Origin of the sequence: Nocardioides oleivorans (assembly GCF_004137255.1) — a bacterium.
Lineage (GTDB): Bacteria > Actinomycetota > Actinomycetes > Propionibacteriales > Nocardioidaceae > Nocardioides > Nocardioides oleivorans.
This window is the reverse complement of record NZ_SDWT01000001.1, coordinates 2,766,728-2,780,738: the sequence shown is the minus strand read 5'-3', so window position 1 is coordinate 2,780,738 and position 14,011 is coordinate 2,766,728. Positions and strand designations below refer to the sequence as shown.

13 protein-coding genes and 2 tRNA genes are annotated in these 14,011 nt (G+C 71.3%); 1 reads left to right on the top strand and 14 read right to left on the bottom strand.

The window, feature by feature from the left end:
- Nucleotides 1-3 precede the first annotated feature (3 nt).
- Entirely contained in the window at nucleotides 4-591 is a 588-nt protein-coding gene (locus EUA93_RS13335) for an ATP-dependent Clp protease proteolytic subunit (RefSeq protein WP_275937889.1), read from the bottom strand.
- Nucleotides 592-790: 199 nt separating this feature from the next.
- The gene (locus EUA93_RS13330; RefSeq protein ID WP_129400574.1) at nucleotides 791-1,216 is read right to left on the bottom strand and encodes a MarR family winged helix-turn-helix transcriptional regulator; all 426 of its coding nucleotides are present in this window, start codon (nucleotides 1,214-1,216) and stop codon (nucleotides 791-793) included.
- Nucleotides 1,217-1,240: 24 nt separating this feature from the next.
- On the opposite strand from EUA93_RS13330, the gene EUA93_RS13325 reads away from it, so the two are divergent.
- Nucleotides 1,241-2,443, top strand: a complete 1,203-nt coding sequence (locus tag EUA93_RS13325; RefSeq protein WP_129400573.1) for a phosphotransferase — start codon at nucleotides 1,241-1,243, stop codon at nucleotides 2,441-2,443.
- A gap of 18 nt (nucleotides 2,444-2,461) precedes the next feature.
- Here the strand turns inward: EUA93_RS13325 and EUA93_RS13320 are convergent, their stop codons facing one another.
- The 12 genes from EUA93_RS13320 to metG form a co-directional block, all read right to left on the bottom strand.
- The gene (locus EUA93_RS13320) at nucleotides 2,462-3,958 is read right to left on the bottom strand and encodes a hypothetical protein (protein ID WP_129400572.1); all 1,497 of its coding nucleotides are present in this window, start codon (nucleotides 3,956-3,958) and stop codon (nucleotides 2,462-2,464) included.
- A 222-nt stretch (nucleotides 3,959-4,180) separates the two neighbouring features.
- Complete coding sequence (tig, locus tag EUA93_RS13315) at nucleotides 4,181-5,590, bottom strand: trigger factor (protein WP_129400571.1); 1,410 nt, start codon at nucleotides 5,588-5,590, stop codon at nucleotides 4,181-4,183.
- 138 nt (nucleotides 5,591-5,728) lie between these two features.
- Nucleotides 5,729-7,147 carry a PepSY-associated TM helix domain-containing protein gene (locus tag EUA93_RS13310; protein WP_129400570.1) on the bottom strand — a complete coding sequence of 473 codons (1,419 nt, stop codon included), beginning with the start codon at nucleotides 7,145-7,147 and terminating at the stop codon, nucleotides 5,729-5,731.
- A 117-nt stretch (nucleotides 7,148-7,264) separates the two neighbouring features.
- Entirely contained in the window at nucleotides 7,265-7,927 is a 663-nt protein-coding gene (locus EUA93_RS13305; protein WP_129400569.1) for a hypothetical protein, read from the bottom strand.
- 1 nt (nucleotide 7,928) lies between these two features.
- Nucleotides 7,929-8,001 (bottom strand) — tRNA-Pro (locus EUA93_RS13300).
- Between the two features lie 46 nt (nucleotides 8,002-8,047).
- Nucleotides 8,048-8,121: transfer RNA gene (locus EUA93_RS13295), tRNA-Gly, on the bottom strand.
- 53 nt (nucleotides 8,122-8,174) lie between these two features.
- Nucleotides 8,175-9,257: a PP2C family protein-serine/threonine phosphatase gene (locus tag EUA93_RS13290; protein ID WP_129400568.1), complete on the bottom strand. Its 1,083-nt coding sequence runs from the start codon at nucleotides 9,255-9,257 to the stop codon at nucleotides 8,175-8,177.
- A 15-nt stretch (nucleotides 9,258-9,272) separates the two neighbouring features.
- Entirely contained in the window at nucleotides 9,273-10,148 is an 876-nt protein-coding gene (locus EUA93_RS13285; RefSeq protein ID WP_129400567.1) for an Fpg/Nei family DNA glycosylase, read from the bottom strand.
- Nucleotides 10,141-10,674 carry a ribose-5-phosphate isomerase gene (locus EUA93_RS13280; protein WP_129400566.1) on the bottom strand — a complete coding sequence of 178 codons (534 nt, stop codon included), beginning with the start codon at nucleotides 10,672-10,674 and terminating at the stop codon, nucleotides 10,141-10,143. The genes EUA93_RS13285 and EUA93_RS13280 overlap by 8 nt, the downstream gene beginning before the upstream one ends.
- A 58-nt stretch (nucleotides 10,675-10,732) precedes the next feature.
- Complete coding sequence (locus tag EUA93_RS13275; protein ID WP_129401242.1) at nucleotides 10,733-11,602, bottom strand: alpha/beta hydrolase; 870 nt, start codon at nucleotides 11,600-11,602, stop codon at nucleotides 10,733-10,735.
- Nucleotides 11,602-12,171, bottom strand: a complete 570-nt coding sequence (locus EUA93_RS13270; RefSeq protein WP_129400565.1) for an LURP-one-related family protein — start codon at nucleotides 12,169-12,171, stop codon at nucleotides 11,602-11,604. The genes EUA93_RS13275 and EUA93_RS13270 overlap by 1 nt, the downstream gene beginning before the upstream one ends.
- Nucleotides 12,168-13,976, bottom strand: coding sequence for a methionine--tRNA ligase (metG, locus tag EUA93_RS13265; protein WP_129400564.1), 1,809 nt, complete (start codon nucleotides 13,974-13,976; stop codon nucleotides 12,168-12,170). The genes EUA93_RS13270 and metG overlap by 4 nt, the downstream gene beginning before the upstream one ends.
- Nucleotides 13,977-14,011: the final 35 nt, after the last annotated feature.

Genomic DNA, 14,011 nt, shown 5'->3' with positions numbered 1-14,011 from the left:
AAGTCAGTCCTTCGTCCGGGCCGGGCGGCCCTCGTCAGCGGCCTCGCGGGCGCTCGTGATGACCTTGTCGACCAGGCCGTACTCCAGGGCCTGGTCGGCGGTGAACCAGCGGTCACGGTCGGCGTCGGTCACGACCTGCTCGACCGTCTGGCCGGTGTGCTCGGCGATGAGGTCGAGCAGCACCTTCTTGATGTGCAGCGACTGCTGCGCCTGGATCTTGATGTCGGAGGCGGAGCCACCCATGCCCGAGGAGGGCTGGTGCATCATGATCCGCGCGTGGGGCAGGGCGTAGCGCTTGCCCTTGGTGCCCGCGCAGAGCAGGAACTGGCCCATCGAGGCGGCCAGGCCCATGCCGACGGTCGCCACGTCGTTGGGGATGTAGTTCATCGTGTCGTAGATCGCCATGCCGGCGTCCACGGAGCCGCCGGGGCTGTTGATGTGGAGGAAGATGTCGGCCTCCGGGTCCTCGGCGGAGAGCAGCAGGAGCTGGGCGCAGATCGCGTTGGCGTTCTGGTCGCGCACCTCCGAGCCGAGGAAGACGATGCGCTCACGGAGGAGGCGCTGGTAGATGTGGTCATCGAGGCCATTCATCCCACCGGCGCCGTTCATCTCGGGCGAGAGGGCTGGGCTGGAGTTCTGGTTCACGCTGGCGACACTAGCCGGAAGGTCGGACACAACCACGCGTAAACCCACCCTGTTCGCCCACAGCGGATTCGCGGGCACGGACGGGACGCGTCCGCCGCGAGGAGCCGTCCGACCACGGCCGGCCACGCCGGGGTCGGTCCGCGACTCACCCGAGGGCGACCTCCTCGAGGACCTCGCGGAACACCCGGTAGCGCTCGGCCCCGACCCGCGCCACCCACTCCTCGTCGCAGGCCGCCAGCACGGCGGTCGAGCGGTCGAGCGCCTGCTGCCCGGACGGCGTGAGGCGTACGACCTTGGCGCGGGCATCGTGCTCGGCGACCGCCACCTCGGCCATCCCGAGCGCGGCGAGCTGCCGCACGAACTGACCGCAGCCCTGGGTCGTCATGTCGACGCACTCGGCGAGCTCGCTGATGGTGATGCCCTCCGGCGGGAGCCACTCCAGCACCCGCAGCTGCGACGGGCGCAGCTCCGGGGCGTCCTCGGCGAGGCGCTCACGGAGCTGCTCGAACACCAGGCCCATCAGCATCGGCAGGTGCGGCTCGGCGGCCGGGAGCCTCTTGACACCAGTCATGAAAGCAACTTACCTTTTCAGACCATGAAAGCAACTTTCGCAACCGCGTCGGGCCCCGCGCGGCGCGAGCTGCTCGGGGACGACGACGTCCCGGACGGCGAGCTCGAGGCGATGGTCGCCGACCTGTGGGGCGTCGCCTCGGTGACTCTGCTCGACTCCGAAGCGGAGCGCGTCGACTACGACGTCCCCTCCATCCTCACCGGCGCACGCACCTGGGTGCGTGGCCACGCCGACGCGGGCGACGGTCCCCGGCCGTTCACGGTCTTCGTCAAGCGCGTGCACAGCTGGCGCCACTCCCCCGCGTTCGCCCACGTCCCGGTCGAGATCGGCGAGTGGGCGGCCGCTGCCGTGCCGTGGCGTGCCGAACCCCTCCTCTACGCCTCCGACCTGGCCGACCGGCTCCCCGACGGCCTCGACATGCCGCGCGGGCTCCGGGTCGTCGAGCATCCCGACGAGACGGCCGTCGTGTGGATCGAGGCGGTCGCGGCCGACCCGGTCCCGTGGACGTACGACGACAGCGTGCGCGCCGCGCGCCTGCTCGGCCGGCTGTCGGCGAGCGCCGCGGTCGAGCCGCTGGGTCGGATCGACCCGCAGCCGTGGCACATCGAGTCGTTCGTCGCCGGCCGGCTCGCCTTCACCGTCCTGCCCGGGCTCCACGACGACACCACCTGGCAGCACCCCGCGATCGCCGCGCACTTCGGCGACCTGCGCGACGGACTCACCGCGACGGCGCGGCGCCTCGACGCGCTGGCCCGGGAGTTCGACGCAGCGCGCCACCTCACCGCGCACGGCGACGCCTGCCCCAACAACCTCCTGCGCCGCGAGGGTGACCCCGGGTTCACGCTGATCGACTTCGGCTTCTGGCGTCCGCAGCCGGTCGGCTTCGACCTCTCCCAGCTGCTCGTGGGCGACGTCCAGCTCGGACGGCAGGACGTCGCCGACCTGCCCGAGCGCGCCACGGCGTGCGTGGAGTCGTACGCCGCCGGACTGGCCGACGAGGGCCTGGACGTCCCCCTGGCCGAGGTCCGGCGCGGCCACGCGGTCAGCCTGATGCTGTTCAACGGCCTGCCGAGCCTGCCCACCGAGATGCTCCAGGAGGAAGCGGCACTGACTGCGGCGGGCGGTGTCACGGACGACTTCCGCGACGCCTTCGACCGCTGGGCCCACCAGCGCGCCGGCATCGCCCGCTACGCGCTCGACGTGCTCGCGGACACCGAGCCCGCCTGAACCCGCCCGGGCCCGGGCTCAGCCCTTCACCGTGACCTTCGCCGTCGTCGTGGAGGACGTCCCGCCCACGGTCGTGGTGATCTTCACCGTCGCCCTGACCGAGCCGACCCGCTCCAGCTTCGCGCGCAGCTTCTTCGACAGCCTGATCGTGAGCTTCGTGCTCCCGGCCGCCCCGAGCGAGCCCCTGGCCGAGCCGAGCGTGGTCGTCCCGAGCCTCTTGCCGAGCTTCTTCGACACCGTGGCCGACGCCTTCGCCGAGCACGCGGCCGTGCAGGTCAGCGAGACGACGACGCCCTTCCTGGCCTGCGCGGACTTCGGGACCGTCGAGGTGGCGGTCGGGGCAGCCGGCGGGTTCGGGACGGGTGGGGTCGGCGGGGTGGGCTGCGGGATCGGCGTGATCACGCCCCCGCCCACTCCACCGGAGCCTGTGCCCACGCCGCCGCCGGAGGTCGTCGCGCCGAGGGACGTGGCGTCGACGCCGCCGCCCGACTTGAGCCTGAACGACTGGACCTCGCCGACCGCGGGCGCGCCGCTGGTCGGGAGGATGCTGCCGCGCCAGTAGTACGTCACGCCCGGCTGCAGCGTGACGCCGGCGTCCGCCCAGTCGGTCATGGCCTTCACCGAGCCGGGGAACTGGCTGGCCGCGAAGCTGAACGACTCCGACCCCAGGACGGGCGTCATGTTCGGGTTGGTGCTGATCTCGAACCTCGCCGATCCCGCTCGACCCGCGATGACTGCCTGGAAGGCGGAGAGCATCCCGTACCTCGTCGGGCCACCCGGGGAGAAGGGCAGTGTCGCCTGGTCGTACGACGACGGCTGGTCGTACATCACGCCGACGTTGTTGGCGCCCGGCGTGCCGTTGAAGACGTAGACGTTGTTGGTCCGCAGCAGCATCTGCGGGTTGGAGTTGCCGTCGGCGACGTCGAGGTGGGCGTCGAGGACGACACCCGACTGGGCGTTGGGGCCGACCCTCACCGGGAGCTGGAACTCCCAGTAGTGGCCCTGGGCGACTCCCCAGAGGCCTCCGCCCTGGCCGGAGCCGTTGTTCCAGTAGGGATCCCCGACGGTGTGGTCGGCGTTCTCCTGCAGGTGGTCCCACCCGGGGCAGTTCGCCTGGGGTGCGGAGCCACCGGAGCCGTCGTAGGCACACGCGATCTGACGGGTCCGGTCCCACGACCAGCCCTGCGGCAGGTAGAACTTCGGCCGGAAGTAGCTGCCGCCGGTGCACGGGTTGCCCATGCCGTAGACCCGGTAGCGGATCCAGGTCTTGTCGTTGACGACGGGCTTCGGGCCTCCTGCGTTGTCGGGGTCGGCCAGGTAGCCGATGTAGGCGCCGACGCCGTTCTCGTAGAGCGGGCTGCCCTGGATCACCGAGAAGCAGTTCAGCACCGAGCTGTAGCTGACCTGGCCGTCGTACCAGGTCGCCGTCGGGGAGCTCTCCCACCACTCCACCGCACCAGCCGGACCGGTGGGCACGACGGCCACCAGGCCGGTGGCGACCATGACGGCGCCCACCGCACGAACGACCAACCGGCGCGCACGCGCGCGCACTCCCCCGACAGATCCCACGACGACCCCCACGACAGTCCGCTCCGAGTAGTTCTCGGGAGACTCCCAGCGTGGACCGGGTGTTGTCAGTGGTGCTCGCACGTGGTCTGGACCTGCGTCCACATCCGTGAAACGACGAACGGCGTCCACCCCGCGGGGTGGACGCCGTCCATGACGCTTCGGAGCAGGTCAGGCGTCGGCCTTCTCCTCGTCGACAGCCTCGTCGACAGCCTCGTCGGCAGCTTCGTCGGCAGCCTCGGCCTCGGGCTCACCGATGGTGCCGTCGGGGCGGAGGTTCTTCAGCTCGACCACGTTGCCCGAGGCGTCCTTGACGGTCGCCGCCTCGACGATCGTCGCGAGCGCCTTGCCGCGCATGATCTCCTGCACGAGCTCGGGGATGTGGTTGTGCTCGAACATGTGGTTCGCGAACTCCTGCGGGTCCTGGCCGGACTGCTGGGCGCGCCGCACGAGGTGCTCGGAGAGCTCGGCCTGGTCGAGGGCGAACTCCTCCTTCTTCGCGATCTTGTCGAGGATGAACTGCGCAGCGACGGCGTCGCGGACCCGGCGCTCGAGGTCGGCCTCGAACTCCTCCTGGGTCTGGCCCTCGTCCTCGAGGTACTTCTCCATGGTGATGCCGGCCATCATGAGCTGCTGCTCGACGTTCTGGCGGCGGGCGTTGAGCTCGTCGGTGACCATCACCTCGGGGAGCGGGATGGTGACCTTCTCGAGGAGGGCCTCGAGCACGGCGTCGCGCGCGGCGGCGGCCTGCTCGAGGCGCTTGCCACGACCGAGGCGCTCGCGCACGTCGGCGGTGAGCTCCTCGGCGGTGTCGAACTCGGAGGCGAGCTGGGCGAACTCGTCGTCGTACTCGGGGAGCTGCTGCTCCTGCACGGCGGTCACCGTGACGGTCACCTGGACCGGCTCGCCGACCAGGTCGCCACCGACGAGCTCGGAGTCGAAGGTCTTGTCCTCGCCAGCGGACAGGCCGACCAGGGCCTCGTCGAGGCCGTCGATCATGCCGCCGCGGCCGACCTTGTAGGACATGCCGGTGACCTCGCCGCCCTCGACGGTCTCGCCGTCCTTGGCGGCCACGAGGTCGATGGTCACGAAGTCGTCCTCGGCGGCGGCGCGCTCGACCGGGGCGAGGGTGCCGAAGCGCTCGCGGAGGGCCTCGACCTGCTCGTCGACGTCGCCGTCGGAGATCTCGATGTCCTCGACGCTGGCCTCGATGCCGTCGTAGGAGGGCAGCTCGAAGTCAGGCTTGACGTCGACCTCGGCGGTGAACTCGAGCACGTCGTTGTCCTCGAGGCGGGTCACCTCGATGTCGGGCTGCGCCAGCGGCTCGAGGTCGTGCTCCTGGAGCGCGGCCATGTACTGCTGGGGGACGACGGCGTTGATCGCCTCGTCCAGGACCGGACCGCGGCCGACCTGGCGGTCGATGACCGCCGGCGGGACCTTGCCGCGGCGGAAGCCGGGAACGTTGATCTGCTTCGCGATCTTCTGGTACGCCGCGTCGAGGCTCGGCTTGAGCTCCTCGAAGGGCACCTCGACGGTCAGCTTGGCCCGGGTCGGGCTCAAGGTCTCGACGGCGCTCTTCACAAATGTCTCCTGGTGCAAGTGGGCATGGGGGCTGCTCCGGGCAGCCGCAAACCTCGTCAGTCTATCGACGGTGTGGGCGCTGACCGAATCACGCCCACACCGTCGAACGCACCGTCGGGACGCGTGTGGCTGACGGGTTCAGTCGACCGTGTCGAACGCCGTCCGCAGGCGCGGCACCCGGCGCAGCACGAGCTGGTCGAGCAGCAGCACCGCGAGCAGGGTCACGCCGAACATCGGCAGCACGATCCCGAGCACCACGAGCGCTCCCGCGAGCCACCAGGTGGCCCGGATCGGCATCTTCCCGCGGGGCGCCCCGACCGAGCCGCTGCGCGCGGGACGACGGCGCCACCACATGAGCGGGCCCGTCACGCACATGACCAGCACGGCGACGCAGAAGAGGAAGGCGAACCAGAAGGTGACCAGGCCGAGACTGCGGCCCTCGTGGAAGCCGATCCCTTGGGCGACGGCCTTCGCCGCCAGCGGGTAGTCGTCGAAGCCGTACTGCGAGCGCACCTCGCCGGAGAAGCGGTCGACGTGCACGGTCCGCTCGCGGCTGGGGTCGTGGAAGGCGTCGCCGATGACGGAGAACACGCCGTCCTCGCCGCTCGGCAGCACGACCGTCATCGGGTGGGTCAGGCCCTCCCGCTCGGCCACGACCACCGCGGTGTCGACGTTGGCCACCGACCCCAGCGCACCGTCGGGGTCGGACGAGGGCACCTCGGTCGCGCCCTGCGCCCACGGCACGTCCTGCACCGCATGGCTGTGCGGGAGCGACTCGTCGAGCCGGGAGCCCGGCTTCGACTGCGCTCCGTGGTCGAGGCTCCACAGCGACGAGCCCTGCGAGGTGGCCAGCTCCTGCACCTTGGCGCCCCAGAAGCCGGTCCACGGCAGGCCTGTGACGACCATCGCGAGCAGGCCCACCCCGGCAAAAGAGCCGATCAGGGCGTGCCGGCTGCGCAGCTTCGCGCCGGGTGCCTTCTTGGTACGCCGTCGCAGCCGCGCCTTGCGGCCGGCGAAGAACAGGTAGTAGCCGGTCAGCGACATGACGATCGCCCAGCAGACGGCGACCTCGATGAGCCGGTCGCCGAGCACGCCGCCCATGAGGTCCGCGTGCAGCCGGATCGCGTAGCCCGACAGCGTCGTGTCGGGGTCGAGCTCGCCGAGCACCTCGCCGCGCCACGGGTCGACGAAGACGTCGACCGTCGTGCCGTCGTCCTTCGTGACGGCGAAGGCGGTCGTGTCGTCGGCGTCACGACCCTCGCGGACCAGGCCGATCTCGTCGTCGGGGTAGGCCGCCTGGACGAGGTCGAGCTGGTCGGACAGCACGTAGGGCAGCTGCTGACCGGCGGGTGCCTCGGCCCGCATCAGGTCGGGGTGCATCAGCGGCTCGAGCTGGAACCGCAGCAGGTAGATCAACCCCGTCACCGCCAGGACCGCGAAGACCGGGACGACGACGAAGGACGCGTAGAAGTGCCAGCGCCAGAAGGCGCGGAAGAGGCCGGACGGGGTCGTCCGGGGTCGCGCGGCGGCAGTCCGCACACGCTGGAGGGTGGTCATGGGTGCTCCTCGCACAGAGACGTGTCACCGCACCGGCGCGACGTTCGCGTCGCCCGAGCGGTGGGTGGCAGCGCTCACCCGAGGGGTCCGGGGCCGTGTGCGGGCGGGCGGACGGGCTCAGTGAGGCAGGAGCAGCAGCGGTGGTCCGCGGCGCGCGGGACCGCGCGACCAGACCGGGAGGAGCGGGAGCGCACCCTCCTCGTGGCGACGTACGCCGACCACGCGGGGGACGCCGCGCAGCACGACGGGGTGCAGGCCGAGCGCCAGCGCGGCCCGCGCGAGGGCCCCGCGCGCCCCGCACCGGGCCAGCCGGACGAGCGAGAAGAGGGCGCGCTCCCCCACGGCGAGCCAGAGCGCGACCGCGGTCGCGGCGAGCACGTGCAGGACCGCCATGAACGGGTGGGCGAGCATGTCCTCGACGCCGTGCCCGAGCCACGCGGGCACGACGGTCCCGGTGCCGGCACCGGGATGGGTCATCCCGCCGTGCGGGCCGTGCGCCATCGCCATGCCGGTCGCGTGGTGGCCGGCCATCGCGGACAGCGCACTGTGGACGACGAGCTGGCCGCCGACGGTCAGGGCGACGAGCCGGCGTGCGGACGCCTCGCGGCCCAGGACGAGCGCGCCGGCGGCGGCCACGGCGGCGTACAGCGCCGCGAGGCCGGGCCAGCCCGGCATCAGACCACCGGCGGTGACGTGCGCGACGGACCCGGCGGCGACCACGACCGCGGCCAGCAGCAGCGCGCGCAGGCAGCGCACGAGCGGGGTGGCACGGACGTCCATGTCGGGGCGACAGGACTCGAACCTGCGGTCTCCTGCTCCCAAAGCAGGCGCGCTAGCCACTACGCTACGCCCCGCCAGGCCGGCCCCGGACGGCCTCGGGATCGGGGCCAGGAGCCTGCCTGGAGCGGATGACGGGAATCGAACCCGCGTAGCCAGTTTGGAAGACTGGGGCTCTACCATTGAGCTACATCCGCGCGCCCCGGTCGGCGTTGACCGCCGGTGCGGGAGTCATGGTGCCACACGCTCGTCAGCGCCTGTGAACCAGCAGCAGGGCCCGGTCGTCGTTGCGCGACCCGAGCGACTCGATGAGCCTGGTGGCACCGCCCTCGAACTCGCCGCGCAGCAGCCGCTCGGCCTGCCCGAGCATCCGGTCGATCCCGAGGCCGATGTCACGGGTGCGGGTCTCGACCATGCCGTCGGTGTAGAGCAGCAACGCATCGCCCGGGAGCATCCGACCCGAGACGCCGTCGTAGACGACGTCGTCGATCAGGCCCAGGATCGGTCCCTCGGTCTCGACGACCTCCCAGCGCCCCGACCCCGCGTGCAGCGCGGCCGCCGGCGGGTGACCGGCCGTCCGCAGGACGTAGCGACCGGTCGCGAGGTCGAGCGAGAGGTGGACCGCGGTGGCGAAGCCCTCGTCCCAGTCCTGCCGGATCAGGAAGGTGTTGGCGGCGGAGAGGAAGTCCGACGGCGGCAGTGCGCTGAGCAGGCCGCCGATCGCGCCGGACAGCAGCAGCGCCCGCGTGCCGGCGGCCTGTCCCTTGCCCGAGACGTCGACCACGACGACCTCGAGACGCCCGTCGACCTCCGTCGCCACGACGAAGTCGCCCGCGAACGGCGTACCTCCGGCGGAGCGGAGCTCGGCGGCGGCGTACCACTGGTCCGGCAGCTCGGGGATGCCGCCCTGGCGAAGGATCCGGTCGCGCAGGTCGACGAACATCATCTCGCCCTGCATGCCGGCCACCCCGAGCCGCGCGCGACGGAACGACGACACGAGCAGGATGAACCCGATCGCGAACATGATGACGACGGCGCTGATGATCCGCGGGCCGACGACCTGCGTCGGCACGACCACCGCGAGCACCAGCAGCACGAACACGACGAACCACTGGAGCTGGCGCGGACCGAGCACCAGGCTGGAGACGACGAGCGGCACGAGCAGGCTGACGAGCGGGACGAAGTCGGGCGCCTGCCAGATCGCGACGCCGACGAGCACCGTGACCAGGGTGAGGCCCGTGACGATGCGCGACCCACGCGGGACCAGGCGCGACGAGGCGCGGTCGAAGGCCCGTGCCAGCCGGCTCGGGTGACGTTCCAGGGAAGAACTCATCGCCGAGCTCCCTCCCTAGGTCCCGGTCGTTGTGCCAGATCGTACGGCCCGGGAGCGGAATTTCGGCTGACACCGGGGGCACCAGAAGATGTTGCGCCCCACCAGTTCCCCAGTCTTGATGACGGAGCCGCACACCAGGCAGGGCATCGAGGTGCGGCGGTAGACGTAGACCTCTCCGCCGTGGTCGTCCTTGCGGGGGTCGCGACCCATCGCCTCGGGGGTGTGCTCGGGCCGGACGGTGTCGATGCGCCCGGTGCGCACACCCTCGGCCATCAGCTCGACCAGGTCGTCCCACATCGCACGCCACTGGCCCACGCGCAGCGTGCTGCCGGGGCGCAGCGGGTGGATGCGGTGCCGGAAGAGCACCTCGGCGCGGTAGACGTTGCCGACGCCGGCGAGGACGGCCTGGTCCATCAGGAGGTCGCCGATCGGCCTGTGGCTGCGCGAGATGCGCCGCCACGCCAGGTCGGGGTCGGCGTCGTGGCGCAGCGGGTCGGGGCCGAGCTTGCCCAGCACCTGGGCGCGCCTGGTCGGACCGATGAGGTCGCACACGATGGCGCCGCGGAGGTCGGCGTACGACGTCCCGCGCGGGTCGCCGTCGACGCTGACCAGCCGCAGCCTGACGGCGCCGACCGGCTCCGGCACCTCGGTCACGTGCTCGTGCACGTCGAACTGGCCGATCAGGCCGAGGTGGACGTGGATCCACCGCTCGCCGTCGAGCTCGACGAAGAGGTGCTTGCCCGCCGAGTCGGCCGCGAGGAGGCGCGATCCGTCGACCTGCTCCGCGTCGGCGGCGAAGCGACCCTGCGGCGAGGTCACCCGGACCGTGCGGCCCGCGAACGCCGCCGTGAGGTCGTCGGCCAGCTTGCGGAGGGTGTGGCCCTCAGGCATTCCCGTCCTGCTCGGGTCGGCCCTCGACCGTGCCCCGGAGCGCCGACTCCGGCAGCGGCGGCAGCTCGCGGGTCTCGTCGTAGGTCGTGAGCTGGCCGATGCGGCGCACGTGGCGCTCGTCCTGGGAGAACGGCGTGGCGAGGAAGACCTCCACGAAGCGGGTCATCTCCTCGACCGAGTGCATCCGGCCGCCGACCGAGACGACGTTGGCGTCGTTGTGCTCGCGGGCCAGGACGGCCGTCTCCTCGGACCAGACCAGCGCGCACCGGACGCCGGTGACCTTGTTGGCGGCCATCTGCTCGCCGTTGCCCGAGCCGCCGATGACGACGCCGAGGCTGTCGAGTCCCTCGGCCCGGTCGGCGGCCACGCCCTCGCCCGCGCGGAGGCAGAAGACGGGGTAGTCGTCCACGGCGTCGTAGACGAACGGACCGTGGTCGACGACCTCGTGGTCGTGGTCGACCAGCCAGGTCGTGAGGTGGTCCTTGAGCTCGAGGCCGGCGTGGTCGGATCCCAGGTGAACGCGCATGGCGACATCTTCTCAAAGGCCCCGTTGCCGGACGCGGCTGCGGGGCTCGCGTGTCAGCTCACGACAGGTGCTGGTCGATCCACCCGGACACGGAGCGCACGAGCGGCTCGGAGGCGGTGAAGGCAGCGTGCCGCCAGAACCCGTGGGTCTGGCCCAGGCAACGGATGCCGACGGTCTCGACGCCGGTCTCGGCGACGAGGCGGGCCAGCTCCTCCCCCTCGTCGCGCAGCGGGTCGGCCTCGGCGGTCGCGACGAAGGTCGGCGGCAGGGTGCCGAGCCGGTCGGAGAGCAGCGGCGCGAGGTCGGGGTCGTCGTAGTCGGCCTCGGTGCGGGCGTACTGCTCCCAGTACCAGGTGGCCTCGGACGGGTCGAAGCCGTTGGCGGCGCCGAGCTCCCACGAGGGGAAGCTGTTGCGCGGGTCGAGGAACGGGTAGACGAGTGCGACCACGTCGAAGAAGCCGGGGTTGCGCAGCGCGGCCACGAGGGCGAGGTTGGCGCCGGCCGAGTCGCCGTGGGCGGCGTAGGGGCCGGCAGGTCCCTCGCGGCGCAGCCAGGCGACGACGGTGTCCAGGTCGTCGGGGGCCGCGGGGAACCTGGCCTCGGGCGGGCGGCGGTAGTCCACGCTCAGCACGGGACGGCGTACGCGGTTCGCGAAGCGCCGGGAGATCGCGTCGTGCACGTCGACGTCGTTGAGCACGAAGCCGCCGCCGTGGGCGTGCACGACCAGTCCGGGCAGCGCGTCGGCAGGCGTGTAGAGCCGGCACGGCACACCGTCCGCGTCGACGTCCTCGACCGTCGCGACGTCCTCCCGCGGCTGGGCGAGGTTGGCCAGGCGCACCTCCTCGCGGTGCGCGGCGAGGTCGAAGCCCGGCGCCCGGAGGTCGGGGCTGGCGTCGGCCTCGACGGCGCGGCGCACCTCGGGGTACATCACCGCGACATGAGGGCGTCGAGCCCGACCGCGATCGCCGCGGCGACGCGGAAGTCGACCCGCTGGTCGGGCACCGTCACGCGGTAGCGGTCGCCGATCGACATCTTGCGCTCGACGGAGAAGAGCGGCTTGCCCTCGGTGTCGAGGAAGTCGAAGTGGACCGGGAGGAACGGCAGGTCGGTGAACCGGCGCAGGATCGCCACGACCTGGTTGCGCTCCTGGCCGGAGCCGGCGAACCCGGGGCCCTCGACGTGGAAGGTCGAGCGGAGCAGCGAGGCGCCGAAGTCCTTCTTGAAGTAGCCGATCTGCGCGCCCTGCTCGTCGGTGATGTCGTAGCCGGCATTGAGGTCGAGCTTGCGGCGCGCCTTGAAGCCGAAGACCGGGCGCGACTTGCCCGCGTCGGAGAAGAAGGTCACCTGCTCCTTGAACGCCATCCGCTTCTGCTCGGCCAGCGCCATCAGGCGGGTCGGGTTGCCGGCCTCGTCGGACTCGGAGATCTCGTAGCGGTTGATCATCATCGTGAGCTTCTGCTTCACGACGAAGTGGGGCAGGTACATGTCGGCAGTCATCGCGACAGCTCCTCCTCGATGATGGACGGGTCCAGCTTGGTGAAGACGGGCGTCGGCTTGCCGACCTTCGCGCCGACCAGGATCGGGCGTGACTCCCACGCCGGCGTGGTCGCGTACTCGCCCGTGATGATCGAGTACGACGTGTGCCCGGCGCCGTTGTCCGGCTCGAGCTCCTGGACCTGCTCGATGCGCGGCATCGGCATGAAGACACCCTCCCCGCCGAGGGTCGCGTGCACCTGGTTGGCGGCGTGCGGCAGGAACGGCGACAGCAGCGTGTTGCAGTCGCTCACGCACTGGGCGGCGACGTGCAGGACGGTGCCGAGGCGCTCGCGCTGCGACTCGTCCTTCATCTTGTAGGGCTCGGTGACGGTGAGGTACTTGTTCACCTCGCCCACCACGCGCATCGCCTCCGCGATCGCGGCGCGCAGCCGGTGCTTCTCGATGAGGTCGCCGACGGTGGCGAAGCCCTCCCGCACGGCGGTGAGGACCTTCTCGTCGACCTCCTCGAGCGGTCCGGCCGTGGGGATCTCGCCGAAGCTCTTGGCGATCATCGTGGCGGTGCGGTTGACGAGGTTGCCCCAGCCGGCCACGAGCTCGGAGTTGTTGCGGGTGACGAAGTCGGCCCAGGTGAAGGCGGCGTCGGACGTCTCCGGGCCGGCGGCGCAGATGTAGTAGCGCAGCGCGTCGGCGCCGTAGCGCGCGAGGAAGTCCCCGACGTAGATGACGTTGCCGCGGCTGGTGGAGAACTGCGAGTCACCGAAGGTGAGGAACTCGCTGGAGACCACCTCGGTGGGCAGGTTGAGCACGCCGAAGGTGCCGGGCTCGCCACCCTTGTCACCCGCGCCGTTGTAGGCCAGCAGCTCGGCCGGCCAGATCTGGGAGTGGAAGACGATGTTGTCCTTGCCCATGAAGTAGTAGGACTCCGCGTCGGCGTCGTTCCACCACTCGCGCCACTTGTCCGGGCTCGTCCCCTCCGTCTCGGCGAGGCGGCGCGCCCACTCGATGGACGCCGAGAGGTAGCCGATGACGGCGTCGAACCAGACGTAGAGCCGCTTGGTCGGCTGGTCCTCCCAGCCGGGCACCGGGATGCCCCAGTCGATGTCGCGCGTCATCGCGCGCGGCCGGATCTCCTTGAGGATGTTCTGGCTGAACCGGATCACGTTGGGACGCCACAGGCCGGTGGCCTCGCGCTGGTCGAGCCACTCCCCCAGCGCGTCGGCGAGTGCCGGGAGGTCGAGGAACCAGTGCTGGGTGTCGCGGAACTCCGGGGTCTCGCCGTTGATCTTCGACCGCGGGTCGATCAGGTCGGTCGCGTCGAGCTGGTTGCCGCAGTTGTCGCACTGGTCGCCGCGCGCCTCGGCGTACCCGCAGATGGGGCACTTGCCCTCGATGTAGCGGTCGGGCAGCGTGCGGCCGGTCGACGGGCTGATCGCCGTCTTCGTGGTCTCCTCGACCATGTAGCCGTTGCGGCGGCAGGTCTCGAACATCTCCTGCACCACCGAGTAGTGGTTGCCGGTGGTGGTGCGGGTGAAGAGGTCGTAGGACAGGCCGAGGCCGCAGAGGTCGTCGACGATGACCTGGTTGTACTTGTCGACGAGCTCCCGCGCCGGGACGCCCTCGTTGTCGGCCAGGACCAGGATCGGGGTGCCGTGCTCGTCGGTGCCGCTGACCATCAGCACGTCGTGGCCCGCCATCCGCATGTACCGGCTGAAGACGTCAGAGGGCACGCCGAAACCGGCGACGTGGCCGATGTGGCGCGGGCCGTTGGTGTACGGCCAGGCGACGGCGGACAGGACACGTGTCATGGGGCAAGCCTAGTGATCGGGCGCCACCCGGTTTC

Bases quoted from the DNA above. Each gene is read 5' to 3' on its own strand.
- EUA93_RS13330 (WP_129400574.1), bottom strand. From the start codon at position 1,216: ATGACTGGTGTCAAGAGGCTCCCGGCCGCCGAGCCGCACCTGCCGATG.
- EUA93_RS13290 (WP_129400568.1), bottom strand. From the start codon at position 9,257: ATGAGTTCTTCCCTGGAACGTCACCCGAGCCGGCTGGCACGGGCCTTC.
- EUA93_RS13310 (WP_129400570.1), bottom strand. From the start codon at position 7,147: ATGACCACCCTCCAGCGTGTGCGGACTGCCGCCGCGCGACCCCGGACG.
- EUA93_RS13305 (WP_129400569.1), bottom strand. From the start codon at position 7,927: ATGGACGTCCGTGCCACCCCGCTCGTGCGCTGCCTGCGCGCGCTGCTG.
- EUA93_RS13280 (WP_129400566.1), bottom strand. From the start codon at position 10,674: ATGCGCGTTCACCTGGGATCCGACCACGCCGGCCTCGAGCTCAAGGAC.
- metG (WP_129400564.1), bottom strand. From the start codon at position 13,976: ATGACACGTGTCCTGTCCGCCGTCGCCTGGCCGTACACCAACGGCCCG.
- EUA93_RS13285 (WP_129400567.1), bottom strand. From the start codon at position 10,148: ATGCCTGAGGGCCACACCCTCCGCAAGCTGGCCGACGACCTCACGGCG.
- EUA93_RS13275 (WP_129401242.1), bottom strand. From the start codon at position 11,602: ATGTACCCCGAGGTGCGCCGCGCCGTCGAGGCCGACGCCAGCCCCGAC.
- EUA93_RS13325 (WP_129400573.1), top strand. From the start codon at position 1,241: ATGAAAGCAACTTTCGCAACCGCGTCGGGCCCCGCGCGGCGCGAGCTG.
- EUA93_RS13270 (WP_129400565.1), bottom strand. From the start codon at position 12,171: ATGACTGCCGACATGTACCTGCCCCACTTCGTCGTGAAGCAGAAGCTC.
- EUA93_RS13335 (WP_275937889.1), bottom strand. From the start codon at position 591: ATGAATGGCCTCGATGACCACATCTACCAGCGCCTCCTCCGTGAGCGC.